The sequence below is a fragment of the Nonomuraea turcica genome (genome assembly GCF_030718205.1).
Classification (GTDB): domain Bacteria; phylum Actinomycetota; class Actinomycetes; order Streptosporangiales; family Streptosporangiaceae; genus Nonomuraea.
In genome coordinates, this window is sequence record NZ_JAUZQF010000014.1 from 240,745 (window position 1) to 255,681 (window position 14,937).

Consider the following 14,937-nt stretch of genomic DNA (forward strand, 5'->3'; position numbering starts at 1 on the left):
AAAGTTATATCCACGAACGATTGAGTTCGGTCGTGCAGACCCTCCGATTGCTGGCCGCCACCGCGCTGCTGTTAGGCCCTCTGGCCGTGACCGTGGCGCCCGCGCAGGCCGACCCCGTACCTCCCGCAGAGGACGCGCTCGAGGCGTCGTCCTATCCACCGCCGTCCACGTTGCTGGCCCGGGCCGCGGCCGGGCAACCGCGGCTGGAGACGGCCAAGAGGACCCGGCCGGTCGCGCCGGGGATCTCGTTGACCTCGTTCGACACCTATGACGCGCTCGGCTGGCTGCGCGCGGACGCGATCACCGCCGACCTCGGCGGCGCGACGGCCGACTACGTGTTCTCCGGCGAGGTGTCCAAGACCGAGCCGCTGTCCGGGCCCGCCAAACGCTCCCGCGCCGTCGCGGCCGTCAACGGCGACTTCTTCGACATCAACAACTCGGGCGCCGCCCAGGGCATCGGCGTGCAGAACGGCAACCTCATCCAGTCGCCCGTCGCCGGCCACGACAACGCGGTCGCGGTCACCGGGGACGGCGTCGGCCGGGTGCTGAAGATGTACTTCGAGGGCACCGCCACGCCGGCCGGCGGATCGCCGATCAAGCTCACCCAGTTCAACCAGATCGTGCAGGGCGGCGGCGTCGGGTTGTTCACGTCCCTGTGGGGCTCCTACACCCGGGCCCGCGCCGTCGCGGGCGCGGCGTCCGTCGCCGAGGTCGTCCTGGTCAACGGGGTCGTCTCGGAGGTACGCACCTCCGCGGGCTCAGGGCCGATCCCGGCCGGGACCACGATCCTGCTGGGCCGCGACGCCGGGGCGACGGCTCTGTCCGCGTTGAAGGTCGGCGACCGAGTTGACGTGAAATATCAGCCGAAGTCGTCCGATGGCAGCACGGTCAAGGCAGCCGTCGGCGGCAACTGGGTGCTGGTCAAGGACGGCGTCGCGCAGAATTCCACCGACCAGGCCGCGCACCCCCGTACCGCCGTCGGGTTCTCCGCCGACGGCAGGAAGATGTACCTGCTGACCGTGGACGGCCGCCAGGCCGACAGCCGCGGCGTCACGCTCAACGAGCTGGCCGCGCTGATGGTCGACCTCGGCGCCGCGAACGCGCTCAACCTCGACGGCGGCGGCTCCTCCACGATGCTGGCCCGCGAGCCAGGCTCCGCCGACGTGCAGGTCGAGAACAGCCCGTCCGACGGCGGCGAGCGCCACGTCCCCAACGGCCTGGCGCTCTACGCGCCGCAGGGCAGCGGCAAGCTCAAGGGCTTCTGGCTGGAGACCGCGAACGACCCCGCCAGGGCGCCCGGCGCCGCCCCCGTCGCCGGCGGCCGTCCCGACCGGGTCTTCCCCGGCCTCACCAGGCGGCTGACCGCCGCCGGCTACGACGAGACGTACGGGCCCGCCGCCGGGACCCCGTCGTGGCGTGCCAACCCGGCCGTCCACGGCGTGGTCCGAGACGGGAGATTTCACGCTTTGGTGCCCGGCCAGACCACCGTCACCGCCTCGCGCGGCGGCGCCCAGGGCACCATCGACCTGACCGTGCTCCAGCCGCTGCAGCGGCTCGGCACCACCGCCGACCGGCTCGGCATGCCCGGCCAGGACCGCACCGCGACGTTCGGCGTGGTCGGCTACGACCGCAACGGCAACTCCGCGCCCATCGAGCCGGCCGACCTCACGCTCGACTACGACAAGAACCTGTTCGAGGTCACCGCGGCCGAGCACGGCTCCTTCACCGTCAAGGCCAAGCAGGCCACCGGGTCCGGGCTCATCACCGCGCGCGTCGGCAAGCTCAGCACCGCCGTGCCGGTGACCGTCGGCTTCGAGGACAAGCCGGTCGCCGACTTCGAGGACGCCGCCACGTGGACGTTCGCCGCGGCCCGAGCCACCGGCTCGCTGTCGGCGGCGCCCGGGCAGAGCGGGGGCGGGCTCAAGCTGTCGTACGACTTCACCACCTCGACCGCCACCCGGGCCGCGTACGCCAGCCCGCCGCAGCAGATCGTGGTGGACGGGCAGCCGCAGGCGTTCGGGCTGTGGATCCACTCCACCGGCAAGGGGGAGTGGCCCAGCCTGGAGTTCTACGACGCGCTCGGGCAGTCGCAGATCCTGCGCGGGCCGTACATGACGTGGACCGGCTGGAGGTTCGTCGAGTTCGCCGTGCCCGCGGGCGTCAACTACCCGCTCAAGCTGCGGCGCTTCTACGTGGCCGAGACCAAGGCCGACGCCAAGTACACCAACGAGATCCTCATCGACGGGCTGGTCGCCAAGGTGCCGCCGGCGGTCTCCGCGCCCGCGGCGGCCAGGGTCGCCGACCCCGTGGTCAGGCCGTCGGTGGCGGAGATGCCGTGGCGGTTCGCGGTCATGTCGGACGCGCAGTTCGTGGCCAGGGCCCCGGACAGCGACATCGTCAAGAACGCGCGCAGGACGCTGCGTGAGATCAAGGCGGCCGAGCCGGACTTCCTGCTCATCAACGGTGACCTGGTGGACGAGGCGTCGCCGGAGGACTTCGCGCTGGCGAAGCGGATCCTCGATGAGGAGCTGGGCGGCTCGCTGAAATATCACTACATTCCCGGCAACCATGAGGTGATGGGCGGCAAGATCGACAACTTCAAGGCCGTCTTCGGGGACACATACGGGACCTTCGACCACAAGGGCACCCGCTTCATCACCCTGGACACCTCCCGGCTGAACCTCAGGGGCGGCGGCTACGACCAGGTCGCCATGCTCAGGTCCGAGCTGGACAAGGCCGCGAAGGACGCCTCGATCGGGTCCGTCGCGGTGCTGTTCCACGTGCCGCCGCGGGACCCGACGCCCGGCAAGGGCAGCCAGCTCGGCGACCGCAAGGAGGCCGCGCTGGTGGAGGGCTGGCTGGCCGCCTTCCAGCGGGACACCGGCAAGGGGGCCGCCTTCATCGGGGCGCACGTGGGGACGTTCCACGCGGCGCGGGTGGACGCGGTGCCATACTTCATCAACGGCAACTCCGGCAAGAACCCCGCCACCTCACCCGGCGACGGCGGCTTCACCGGCTGGTCGCTGTGGGGCGTGGACCCGGTGACGCGGACCGAGGCCGAGCACGTCAAGCGCAACTGGTTCGTCGACGCGCCGGCCTGGATCGGCACGCAGGTCCGGCCGCACGTGGACGACCTCGTGCTCACCGCGCCCGCCACGGTCGCCATCGGCATGCCCGGGCCGGTGACGGCGGCGGTCAAGCAGGGGTCGCGGACGGTTCCCGCCGTCCACCCGGTCTCGGCCGCCTGGTCCGGCTCGCCGAACCTGCACGTCGGCACCCGGCAGACGGCCAAGCCGTGGCACGTGGCCGTCCTCGGCCCGGGTACGGGCACGCTGACGGCGCTGCGCGAGGGGCAGGTGACGGTCGCCGTCACGGTCAGCGGCGTGACCCGCCAGGCGACCGTGGCCCTCACGGCCAAGGCCGCCGCCTGACGGCTCGGCCGCGGGGCGGCCTCCTGACCGCCCCACGGCCGAGTCACGGCGGAGCGCTCGTCCCGCAGCAACGAGCGCTCCGCCCCCACGCTCCGCCCCCACGCTGCGCCCCCCCACGCTGCGCCGCCCACGCTGCACTGCCACGGCGCACTGCCACGGCGCGCTGCTGCGCCCGCACCGCCCCCGCCGACACGGTCGTCCGCCAGGCGGGCGTCGCGGGTCCGGATGCTGCGGCGCGGAGCCCGTGGGGAGGGGCGGGCGGCGGGATCGGGGCTCGGCGGCGCGTGCGCTCGGGGTCGGCGGGGTGGCTCCCCTATCCTGGCCAGGTGTCCCTTGAGCTCGAGCTCGTCCCCGGCCTGGCCCGGGCCATCGAGGAGCTGCGGCTGGTCGACCACCACGTGCACGGCGCCTCGGCCGGCGACCTGTCGCGCAAGGCGTTCGAGGAGCTGATCACCGAATCCGACCGGCCCATCCCCGAATGGATGACGCCGTTCGACTCCCAGGTGGGATACGCGATCCTGCGCCACTGCGCCCCCGTGCTCGGCCTCGACCCGCACTGCACGCCGGAGGAATACCTGGCCAGGCGCGCCAGGCTCGGCGTGGACGAGGTCAACCGGCTGCTGCTCACCGCGAGCGGCGTCGGGCACTTCCTCGTCGAGACCGGCCACCGGGGCGAGGAGGTGCTCGGCCCGTCCGGCATGGCCGACGCGGCAGGCGTGCCCGCCGACGAGGTGGTGCGGCTGGAAGCGGTGGCCGAGCAGGTGGCCGCGGACGGGTGCGCGGCGTGGGCGTTCGCCGGGCGGTTCGAGGAGGCGCTGTGGGAGCGCACCCGAACGGCGCGCGGGCTCAAGACCATCGCCGCCTACCGCCACGGACTCGACTTCGACCCGGCCCGGCCGGCGGGCGAGGAGGTCACGGAGGCGGCCGGCCGCTGGTTCGCGGCAGGCGGGCGGCTGACCGATCCGGTGCTGCTGCGCCACCTCATCTGGGCGGGGCTCGACCGAGGGCTGCCGCTGCAGTTCCACATCGGCTTCGGCGATCCCGACGTGGACCTGCGGCGGTCCGACCCGCTGCTGCTGCGCGGCCTGATCGAGCTGGCCGAGCCGACCGGGGTGCCGTTGCTGTTGCTCCACTGCTACCCCTACCAGCGGCATGCCGGGTTCCTGGCGCACGCCTACCCCAACGTCTTCTTCGACGTCGGGCTGGGCGTCACTTTCACGGGGGCGCGCAGTGTGGCGCTGGTGGCGGAGAGCCTGGAGGCGGCGCCGTTCGCGAAGATCCTCTTCTCGTCGGACGCCTGGGGCCCCGCCGAGCTGCACCACCTCGGGGCGCGGCTGTGGCGGCGGGCCATGGCGCGGGTGCTGGGGGAGTTCGTGGCCGAGGGGGAGTGGTCGATCGGCGAGGCGATGCGGGTGGCCGCGATGGTGGGCAGCGAGAACGCCCGCCGCGTGTACGGCCTCGGAACCTGAGCAAAAGTACGGACACGGAACTCATCGCTGCCCAAAATGCTCTCGAAGCTCTAGGCTCGGCGACGATGGACCTCGAAACTTTCACCCCCGGTTCGGGACTACTCGAACCCAGGGCGGCACTCCGCTCCGACGCGCCCGCACTCGACCTCAACGGGACGTGGCGCTTCCGCCTCTCACCCACCGCGAACGTCCCCGACGACTTCGCCCAACCCAGCTACGACGCCGCGGACTGGGACGAATTGCCGGTGCCGTCCCACTGGCCGTTGCACGGCTACGGCGCGCCCGCGTACACCAACGTCGACTTCCCGTTCCCCGTCGACCCGCCGCACGTCCCCGACGAGAACCCGACCGGCGACTACCGCCGCACGTTCGACCTGCCCGAGGACTGGACCGGCGGCCGGCTGCGGTTCGAGGGCGCCGACTCCTTCGCCCGGGTCTGGCTCAACGGGCACGAGCTGGGCTTCTGGACGGGCAGCAGACTGCCCGCGGAGTTCGACGCCGGGCCGTGGCTGCGTCCCGGACGCAACGTCCTGGCCGTGCGCGTGCACCAGTGGTCGGCCGCCAGCTACCTGGAAGACCAGGACATGTGGTGGCTGCCCGGCATCTTCCGCGACGTCACCCTCACCCGATCGGCCGCCGACGTCTTCGTGCACGCCTCGCACGACGGCAGGCTCAGCTTCGAGGCCGAGGGCGGCCTGCTCAGCATTCCGGAGCTCGGCGTCGCCGACCTGGAGCCCGGCACGGAGATCACGCTCGACGTCGAGCCGTGGACGGCCGAGACGCCGCGCCTGTACGACGCCGTCGTGACGTTCCCCGGCGAGATGGTGCGCCTGCGCGTCGGCTTCCGCACGATCTCCATCGTGGACGGCGTGCTGCTGGCCAACGGCAGCCCGCTGCTGCTCAAGGGCGTCAACCGGCACGAATTCCACCCCGAGCGCGGCCGCGCGGTCCCGTACGAGACCATGCGCGCCGACGTGCTGCTGATGAAGCAGCACAACGTCAACGCCGTCAGGACCAGCCACTACCCGCCCCACCCCGCCTTCCTCGACCTGTGCGACGAGCTCGGCCTGTGGGTGATCGACGAGTGCGACCTGGAGACGCACGGCTTCGGCGAGGTCGACTGGCGCGGCAACCCCACCGACGACCCGCGCTGGGCCGACGCGCTGCTCGACCGCATGCGCCGCATGGTCGAACGCGACAAGAACCACCCGAGCGTCATCATGTGGTCGCTCGGCAACGAGGCCGGCCACGGCCGCAACTTGGCCGTCATGGCGGACTGGACCCGCGAGCGCGACCCCTCCCGCCCGATCCATTACGAGGGCGACTGGACGTGCGCGCACACCGACGTCTACTCGCGCATGTACGCCTCCCACGCCGAGGTCGAGGCCATCGGCCGCCTGGCCGAGGACCCCCTGGACGACCCGGAGCTGGACGCGCGGCGGCGCGCGATGCCGTTCCTGCAGTGCGAGTACGCCCACGCCATGGGCAACGGGCCCGGCGGGCTGGCCGAATACCAGGAGCTGTTCGCGCGGTATCCGCGGCTGGCCGGCGGGTTCATCTGGGAGTGGATCGACCACGGCATCGTGCATCCGCAGCTGGAGTACGCCTACGGCGGCGACTACGGGGAGCCCGTCCACGACTCGAACTTCGTGATCGACGGGCTCGTGTTCCCCGACCGCACGCCGTCACCCGGGCTCATCGACCTGAAGAAGGTGTTCGAGCCCGTGACGTTCGACTTCGGCGACGGGGTCGTGCGGGTCGTGAACGGCTACGACTTCCGCGACCTGTCCCACCTGGAGTTCGTCGCCACCGTGGAGGTGGAGGGAGAGACGCTCGCCGAGCACCGGCTGGAGGTGCCCGCGGGCGGCGGCGAGGTCAAGCTGCCCGACGCGCCGCCCGGCCCGGAGGGGGAGCGCTGGCTGACCGTCCGCGCCCTGCTGTCCGGCGACCAGCCATGGGCGGAGGCGGGACACGAGGTGGCGTGGGGACAGACACTCCTGGCGCCGCCCGCGCCCCGGACCGCTTCGGCGACGCTGGTCACGTTCGTACGGGACGGCGACGAGATCGTCGCCAGCGGATCCGGATTCGACGCGGAGACCGGGCGGCTCGTCAGGCTGTTCGGGCTGGAGGTCGAAGGGCCGCGGCTCGACCTGTGGCGGGCGCCGACCGACAACGACAGGCACGCCGGCCTCGAAGGCAAGTGGCGCGCCCTCGGCCTGCACCGGCTCACGCACCGGGTGGACGATGTCGAGGTCGGCGACGCCCTCACCGTCCGCACCCGGGTCGCGCCCGCCGCGACGGACCTCGGCATGCGGGCGACGTACCGGTGGACGCTCGCCGGAGACGGCGGGCTGCTGCTGAGCGTCGACCTCGAGCCCGAGGGCGAGTGGCGGGACCCGATCGCGCGGCTCGGCGTCACCATGACGCTGCCCAGGACCGCCGTCGAGCGGGTCACCTGGTTCGGGCGCGGGCCCGGCGAGGCGTACCCGGACACCGGCATGGCGGCGCGCGTCGGCCGCTGGACGGCCTCGATCGACGAGCTGCAGACGCCGTACGTCTACCCGCAGGAGAACGGCCACCGCGCCGACGTGCGGTGGGCCGACTTCGGCGCGTTCACGGTGTCCGGTGACCCGGTGTTCGGGATGACCGCGCGCCGCTGGAGCATCGACGAGCTGGCCGCCGCCACCCACCGGCCCGACCTGGTGCCGGGGGACCGGGTGCACCTCCACCTGGACCTCGCCCACCAGGGCATCGGCACCGCAACCTGCGGTCCGGGCACGCTGCCGCAGTACGAGCTCAGAGCTCAGGCGGCGACGTTCACGCTGAGGTTCGACCCGGCCTGAGCCAGGGACACGAAACCGGGTCCCGCACGGACATGCGGGACCCGGCTCGGGTCAACCGGACGACGGCACGGTGAGAATCGTGCCCGCGCCCACCGTCAGCCCGCCCTCGCGAATCGCGAAGCCGAGCCCCGGCTCGACGGCGACCGGCTTGCCCAGCGCGACCTCCACCTCGACCGTGTCACCCGGCCGGGCGGCCTCGTCGAGCTTGAGCTCCCCGGGCACGTCCGTCGTCCGCAGGTAGAACTGCGGCCGGTACCCGGACGCGATCGCCCTGCGCCGCCCGCCCTCCTCCGGAGTCAGGAGGTAGACGCGGGCGGTGAACGACGTGCGGGCCAGCTGGCTGCCCGGCTGCGCCAGCACCATGCCCCGCCGCACCTGCTCGCGGCGCACCCCGCGCAACAGCACGGCGGCGTTGTCGCCGGCCTCGCCCTGCTCCATCGTCTTGCCGAACGTCTCCACGCCCGTCACGACGGCGCTGAACCCGTCACCGAACCCGACCGCCTCCACCGTGTCACCGACGCGGACCGTGCCGCGCTCGATGGCGCCGGTGACGACCGTGCCGCGGCCGGTGACCGTCAGCACGTTCTCGACCGGCATGAGGAACGGCGCGTCCACGTACCGCACCGGCACCGGAATGTGCTCGTCCACCGCCTGGAGCAGCGCCTCCACCGACGCCGTCCAGACCGGGTCGCCCTCCAGCGCCCGCAGCCCGGACACCCGCACCATCGGGACGCCGTCGTAGCCGTGCTCGGCCAGCAGCTCCTGCAGCTCCAGCTCCACCAGGTCGGTCAGCTCCGGGTCGGCGCCGTCGGCCTTGTTGACGGCCACGACCAGGTGCTCCACCCCGACCCGCTTGGCCAGCAGCACGTGCTCCCTGGTCTGCGGCATGATCCCGTCCTGCGCGGACACGACGAGGATCGCGCCGTCGAGCTGCGCCGCCCCCGTGATCATGTTCTTCACGTAGTCGGCGTGGCCCGGCATGTCGACGTGGGCGTAGTGCCTGGTGGCGGTCTCGTACTCGACGTGCGAGATGTTGATCGTGATGCCCCGCTGCGCCTCCTCCGGCGTGCGGTCGATCCGCTCGAACGGCGTGTACGTCGCCTGCCCCCGCTGCGCCAGCACCTTCGTGATCGCCGCGGTCAGCGTGGTCTTGCCGTGGTCGACGTGCCCCATCGTGCCGATGTTGAGATGCGGCTTGTTCCGTACGTAGGCCTGCTTGGCCATGATTCCCTCTCCTGAGACATCTGGATGCTTCGTGACCCGTCAGGGCCGGTCAACCTCCCCCCGCCGGGTCACCTCAGGACTTACGGGAAGAGGTCAGCGCTCCAGGCCGTCGCAGACACGCTCGAACGCGCCCACCGGCAGGGTGGGCGTCGTGGGGCGAGCGTGCAGGAACATGAGGAACATAGTGCGATCATCAGCACCGAACGGCAACCGAATATTCCGCCCAGCAGATCCCTTCGCCCGCGGCCCCGCCCAACGCAATCGACACAATAACAACTCATTAACAGCACGTTATTTGCTACTTATGGGCTCGAATCCGTATCCTGGGGCGGTGTTCTCGCCGACGTTCACGATCACCCCTTCAGTCGCCACAGCCCTCATGGCCATCGAGGGCGATCGTCAAGCGATCATGGAGCTGCCGATCAACGTCGAGGTGCTGGCCGGCCTCCGCCACACGGCCAGGCTCGCGGCGACTCACTACTCCACGCAGATCGAAGGTAATCGCCTCACCCAGGCCCAGGTGGCGGAGGCTCTGCACGGCGCCCACTTCCCCGGAAGGGAACGCGATGAGGCAGAGGTGCGAAACTACTATCGGGCACTTGAGCATGTGGAGTCGCTGGCCACAGCGGAAGGTCTGATCGATGAGCTCCAACTTCGCCGCGTTCATGGTCTGGTCCAGAACGGCAAGGCGACACCCTCCCCGTACCGGCCAGGGGAGAACGTCATCCGCGACGCCGCCACCGGGCGCATCGTTTACATGCCGCCGGAGGCGCACGATGTCCCCGAGCTCATGGGGGATCTGTTCGAGTGGCTCAACCGATGCCTATACAGCCGGGAACTGCCTATCCCGATCGTCGCAGCCATCACGCACTACCAGTATGCGACGATCCATCCCTACTACGACGGCAACGGCCGCACAGCACGGCTGCTGACGACCCTCGTTCTCCATCGGGCAGGATATGGGCTGAAGGGAATCTATTCCCTCGATGAGCACTATGCCCGTAACCTCCACGCGTACTATGCGGCGCTCACGGTCGGACCCTCGCATAACTCCTACATGGGGCGTGCGGAAGCCGACATCACCGGCTTCGTCGACTACTTCTGTCACAGCATGGCGGATGCCCTGGGGGCCGTTCGAGCACGCGCCGCCGATGTCCAAGACCGCACCCCAGGCCGTGACTCGGCACTGCTCAGGCGGCTCGATCCACGCCGTCGCCGCCTCCTGGAGTTCTTCCGTGACCGCGGAACGGCAACCACCACCGAGATGGCGGCCTATCTGTCCATCAGTCCTCGCACCATGAGCGCACTAGCCAGGAAGTGGGTCCACGACGGCTTCCTTGAGATCCACGATCCATCGCGCAAGGCCCGGTCCTACCGGTTGAGCCAAAGCTACGATTACCTGATCAACCGATGACATGAGCATGCTCACCATGGCCGGGCCTCACACATGCCGGCGCGGCAACGGGTCGGGCACCCCACCAATCGGATCGTCACCGAGAGAGGGGGCCCTCGGCGACGTAGCAGACTTCGCGAGAAGCCCTAGTCGCGCACAGCACGGATCAATACGGGCAGCGCGGCCAGTAAGGCGATCCCCCGGACCACTCCCGCGACGGGGTAGGGGGCGCGCAACCCGAACGCGTGCGCCACGAGGCCGCCGGCCAGCGCCCCGAGCGGTATGAGTCCCCAGCCGAGCATCCTGTAGACGCTGTTCACCCGGCCGAGCAGCTCGGACGGCACGATCTGCTGCCGGAGGCTGACGGTCACGATGCTCCAGAGCGTGATGAGGAAGCCGTTGACGGCCAGCAGGGCGCCGAGCACGACCGCGTTCGGACTCAGCCCGATCCCGACGAAAACGACGACGTTCGTGGCGAGCGCGGTGAGCAGTGCGGGAAGTGCGCCGATCCGCGCGACGACACGCGCACTGACCAGACCGCCCAGCACGCTGCCGAGCGCGGCGCCGGCGAGCAGCAGGCCGTAGCCGGGCGCGTCGAGGCGCAGCGTCTGGGTCGCCAGGAGGACAAGGCTGACGTTTCCGAGTTGCCAGCAGAAGGTGTTGACTCCGAGCAGGACGGCGAGCGTGCGCAGCAGCCGGTGACGGGCCAGCCAGCGCAGGCCGTCCGCGATCGCCGAACGCATCGGCGGGTGCTCGATCCGCCGGCGCGTCCGCCTGGGCAGCGTCGCCAGCAGTGCGGCGGACAGGGCGAACGATGCGGCGTCCATCCCGAACGGCAGCGCCACGGCGACCGCGAAGAGCAGGCTACCGAGCGGTGGTCCGGCGAACTGCAAGCCGATCGTGGTGATCGTCTGCTGGTGGCCGTTCGCCTGGTGCAGCAGAGGTTTCGCGACGATGTCCGGCAACGCCGCCTGGGCGGCATTGGCGGCAACGACCGCGCACGCCCCCAGCCCGAAGGCCATGATCGCCAGTACCGGGATGCCGATCCAGCCGAGCGCGGCAAGGACGGCGATGGCGCTGACGATCACTGCCTGGATCGCTTGCGCCCGCCACATGAGGCCGACGCGATCGTGCCGGTCGACGAGCGCGCCGGCGGGGAGGGACAGCAGCAACCAGGGCAGGTACGTCGCGGCGGACACGACCGACACGAGCCGGGGATCGCGCGTGATCGTGACGGCCAGCAGCGGAACAACCGCGGCGAACGCCCCGTCACCGATGCTGTTGACGCCCGTCGCCCACCACAACCGCCAGTAGGCCCCCGGCAAGCGTGGCTCGGCGTGGGACTGCGTCATGTCCTGCTTCATGCCGGGATCCTCCGGCGCCGGGCGCCGTCACGACAGCATTTAGGCCATCGCTACATAATCAATCCATGGCGTTGACGATCAATCTCGGCGTGGCCGAGTTGGCGGCGACCCGATTCGCGATCTCGCCCCTGTCCGAGACCGTAGCCGGCCTGCAGCAGCTGGGTGATCGCGATCGGCACCCGATCAACCTGCGGTGGCTGCGGTGGGCGGCCGACGAGCTCGCCAAGGATCCCGTTGACCTCTCGCATACGTGGCCGCTGCTCGTGAGCGACCGGCCGAACTGGCCGGAGTTCCTCGTTCCCGCGCCGCTCGGCGCCGGGGGATCCATCGAGGAGGACTTGGCAGCGCTGCAAAGGACACCTGCGCCTCAGGTACGGATCAGCCTCCGGCGGGTGTTCGGCGAAGAACTCCCTGACCCGGTTGCCGCGCTCGCCGAGCAGCCGGCCGCAGGACTACGGGCGATCGCCGCGGAACTGCGCGCGGCACACGACAGGCTCATCGCGCCGCACTGGTCACGGATCCGGGCCGTTCTCGAGGCGGACGTCATCCATCGCGCCAAACAGCTGGCCGCGGGCGGGGCCGAGAAGTTGTTCGCCGGCTTGCACCCGGATCTGCGCTGGTGCGATGGCCGGCTGATGCTGGGAGGGGAGCGCTGGCGGGCCGAGCGCGTGGTGGATCGCGGTCCGGGTGGACTGGTTCTCATGCCCGTAGTTCTCGGTTCGCCTCACGTACTGATCAAGAAGAGGACCTCCACGCAGACCACGGTGCGCTATCCAGCGAGGGGCGTGGGGGCCTTGTGGACCGCGGGGACGCAGGCGCCCGTGGGCAGCGCGGTCCGGTTGCTCGGCCGGGTGCGAGCGGAACTGCTCGAGGCGCTGCGATCCCCCGCGACGACAACGGAGCTGGCTCGTGCGCTCGGTGTCACGCCCAGCGCGGTGTCACAGCACCTCGGTGTGCTGCGCGAGAGCGGGCTGGTCGCGCGCGAGCGGTCCGGGCGCAACGTCCTGTACATGACAACGGAGCTGGGAGCGTCCTTGATCGGGACAGGCGCCTAGGAAGCCCCTGAGCGACCGCTTCCCTACGGCCGGCCGAGCGGGCGAAGGGCTCCTGCTCCGTCGGTGACGCCTCACTCCGGCTGGTTGCCCGCCTCACCCCCGGCGCGGAACGGGGTGGTGACCCCCTCATACATCAGGTGCGCGACGAGCCCCTCGGTGGCGTGGACGAGCTGGTGGCAGTGGTCCATCCAGATGCCGGGATTACCGGCGACGAAGGCGATCTCGTAGACGTCGCCGTCGCCCACGTCGAGCGAGTCCACCCACCAGGGGCTCCCGGTGGCGGGCACCCCGTTGCGGCTGAGCACCAGCGCGTGATGGCCGTGCAGGTGCATGGGGTGGGCCTCGCCGCTGCGGTTGGCGATGCGCATGCGCACCACGTCGCCCTCGGCGACGACGAAGGCCGGGATGTCGGGGTACAGGTGGCCGTTGATGGTCCACCACATCCCCGGGACCCCGTCGAGGAAGCCGGGGCGGCGCCCGATCTCGTACGGGAACCGGCGGTCCGGCCGGTCAGGGTCGAATGCCACAGGCGTCCGCCTGCCGTACGAGAGCAGATCCAGGGCCCGCGCGGGCGGTGGCGTCGCCCGGGTGGCGTAGGACCCGGAACCGAGCACGACGGCGGCTGAACCGCCGATCTCGATCCGGACCGGCGAGCCGTCTTCGGGCATGACCACCTCGAGGTCGGCGCGGCCGCCGGCGGTGACGAGCACCCGGGCGTCCCTGACCTGGGCGGGGCCGTTCAGTTCGGTGCCGTCGACGGCGAGAAGCCGGTACGGTGCACCGGCCGCCCACACCGGCATCTCGCCGTTGTCGGTGTTGATGACACGTACCCGTGCCCGTCCACCGGGAGGGACCTCGGCGCGGACCTCGCCCTCGTAACCGTTGACCGTGCGGACTCCGCCGTACACGTGCGTCAGCGCCACGACGTCGGCCACGCCGGCAGGCGGCCGCGACTCGCTCACCACCAGGGCGCCGAGCAGGCCACGGCGGACCTGCTCATGGGAGATCTGGTGGGAGTGGTACCAGAAGGTTCCCGCCCGGCCGGCGACGAACCGGTAGGTGAACTCGTGGCCGGGACGGACGGCGTCCTGAGTGACGCCGGCGACACCGTCCGCCGCGTTGGGCACGTCGACGCCGTGCCAGTGCAGCGTGACGCCGTCCGGCACCGACTCGTTGATCAACCGCACCTGGACCAGCTGCCCGGCGGCGGCGCGGATGACCGGGCCGGGCGACCGGCCGTTGAGGGTGTACCCGTCGACCGCGCGGCCCGACGGCAGGCGGATGCGTTGCCCGCGAGCCGTCAGCGTGACCAGGACGTCGGCCCGGCGGTCCGGGTCGGCGATCAGCGTGGTGACGCTGCGAGCCGGCCCGCCGTGACCGGCGTGGCCCAACTCCATGACGGAGTACGCCGAAGGCAGCAGGCTGGCCTGCCAGAGCCAGATCAAGGGCCCAAGGACGACGGCGGCCGCCGCGACGGCGATGACACGGCCGGACATGTGGGTTTCAGCTCGTCGTCACGTGGCGCGGTTCCCCCGCGGCGGCGGCGGTGTCGCGGACCCGGAGTCCGGCGTAGACGGCCGCGCCGAGCAGGAGCAGGGCGACCAACCCGTGCAGGGCACCCAGGATCGGCATGCTGTGACTGAAGAACCCGAGGTTGGCCTGCACCGCGACCAGCAACAGGATCAGGCCCGCCCACTTCACCGCTCCCGGGAGCTTGGTGAAGAACGAGAGGATCAGCATGATCAGCGCGGCCAGCGGGATGAGGATTGTCCCGTTGATGCCGTGGATGAGGAAGCCGAGCACTTCGGGGAAGACGAATTCCTGGGCTTCCACGACCGCCTTGTCCATCACGCCGCCCTCGCTGATCCAGCGGCTCTCCCCCGCGAGGGCGAAGACGACCGACATCGACTGGACGACCACCAGGGCCGCGATGACGTAGGCCAGTGTTCTGTAGGCAGATCTCATGATGCTTGTCTCCAGTTCCTCGAGTGGTCCGTCATCGCGGACACTCCGGAAACGAATGCCTGATCAGCCGCGATGAACTCGGTGTAGCCGGAATCGATGAGTTCGTCCGAAAGGCCGCTGGTTGAACAACTCCTCAGCAGTACGCCGCCCACAGGCCTTGAGTTCCTCGGGTGATCTCGCCATCCTTGCGCCA

Annotated in this window: 9 protein-coding genes; 5 read left to right on the forward strand and 4 right to left on the reverse strand. The window is 70.9% G+C overall.

The annotated features are described in order from the left end of the window. Positions 1–32: 32 nt before the first annotated feature. From Q9G87_RS33730 to Q9G87_RS33740, 3 genes are all read left to right on the forward strand, one after another. Positions 33–3,431 (forward strand): phosphodiester glycosidase family protein, encoded by a 3,399-nt coding sequence (locus Q9G87_RS33730; protein WP_305920589.1) that lies wholly within the window; start codon positions 33–35, stop codon positions 3,429–3,431. 326 nt (positions 3,432–3,757) lie between these two features. Continuing rightward, entirely contained in the window at positions 3,758–4,900 is a 1,143-nt protein-coding gene (locus Q9G87_RS33735; protein ID WP_305920590.1) for an amidohydrolase family protein, read from the forward strand. Positions 4,901–4,965: 65 nt separating this feature from the next. Further along, the gene (locus tag Q9G87_RS33740; protein ID WP_305920591.1) at positions 4,966–7,743 is read left to right on the forward strand and encodes a glycoside hydrolase family 2 TIM barrel-domain containing protein; all 2,778 of its coding nucleotides are present in this window, start codon (positions 4,966–4,968) and stop codon (positions 7,741–7,743) included. A gap of 51 nt (positions 7,744–7,794) precedes the next feature. On the opposite strand, the gene tuf is transcribed toward Q9G87_RS33740, so the two are convergent. After that, entirely contained in the window at positions 7,795–8,967 is a 1,173-nt protein-coding gene (gene tuf / locus Q9G87_RS33745) for an elongation factor Tu (protein WP_305920592.1), read from the reverse strand. A gap of 331 nt (positions 8,968–9,298) precedes the next feature. On the opposite strand from tuf, the gene Q9G87_RS33750 reads away from it, so the two are divergent. Beyond that, on the forward strand, positions 9,299–10,381 hold the full coding sequence (locus Q9G87_RS33750) for a Fic family protein (protein WP_305920593.1): 1,083 nt from the start codon (positions 9,299–9,301) through the stop codon (positions 10,379–10,381). Between the two features lie 125 nt (positions 10,382–10,506). Here the strand turns inward: Q9G87_RS33750 and Q9G87_RS33755 are convergent, their stop codons facing one another. Then, positions 10,507–11,724 (reverse strand): MFS transporter, encoded by a 1,218-nt coding sequence (locus tag Q9G87_RS33755; protein ID WP_305920594.1) that lies wholly within the window; start codon positions 11,722–11,724, stop codon positions 10,507–10,509. 65 nt (positions 11,725–11,789) lie between these two features. Between Q9G87_RS33755 and Q9G87_RS33760 the strand changes: the two genes are divergently transcribed. Next, the gene (locus Q9G87_RS33760; RefSeq protein ID WP_305920595.1) at positions 11,790–12,779 is read left to right on the forward strand and encodes an ArsR/SmtB family transcription factor; all 990 of its coding nucleotides are present in this window, start codon (positions 11,790–11,792) and stop codon (positions 12,777–12,779) included. 71 nt (positions 12,780–12,850) lie between these two features. Here Q9G87_RS33760 and Q9G87_RS33765 read toward each other — a convergent pair whose 3' ends face one another. Then, positions 12,851–14,275, reverse strand: coding sequence for a multicopper oxidase family protein (locus tag Q9G87_RS33765; protein ID WP_305920596.1), 1,425 nt, complete (start codon positions 14,273–14,275; stop codon positions 12,851–12,853). A 7-nt stretch (positions 14,276–14,282) separates the two neighbouring features. Further along, positions 14,283–14,744, reverse strand: coding sequence for a hypothetical protein (locus tag Q9G87_RS33770; protein WP_305920597.1), 462 nt, complete (start codon positions 14,742–14,744; stop codon positions 14,283–14,285). Positions 14,745–14,937 lie beyond the last annotated feature (193 nt).

Excerpts from the sequence above, each read along its gene's own strand:
- Q9G87_RS33740 (WP_305920591.1), top strand. The coding sequence starts at position 4,966 with ATGGACCTCGAAACTTTCACCCCCGGTTCGGGACTACTCGAACCCAGG.
- tuf (WP_305920592.1), bottom strand. The coding sequence starts at position 8,967 with ATGGCCAAGCAGGCCTACGTACGGAACAAGCCGCATCTCAACATCGGC.
- Q9G87_RS33755 (WP_305920594.1), bottom strand. The coding sequence starts at position 11,724 with ATGAAGCAGGACATGACGCAGTCCCACGCCGAGCCACGCTTGCCGGGG.
- Q9G87_RS33760 (WP_305920595.1), top strand. The coding sequence starts at position 11,790 with ATGGCGTTGACGATCAATCTCGGCGTGGCCGAGTTGGCGGCGACCCGA.
- Q9G87_RS33765 (WP_305920596.1), bottom strand. The coding sequence starts at position 14,275 with ATGTCCGGCCGTGTCATCGCCGTCGCGGCGGCCGCCGTCGTCCTTGGG.
- Q9G87_RS33770 (WP_305920597.1), bottom strand. The coding sequence starts at position 14,744 with ATGAGATCTGCCTACAGAACACTGGCCTACGTCATCGCGGCCCTGGTG.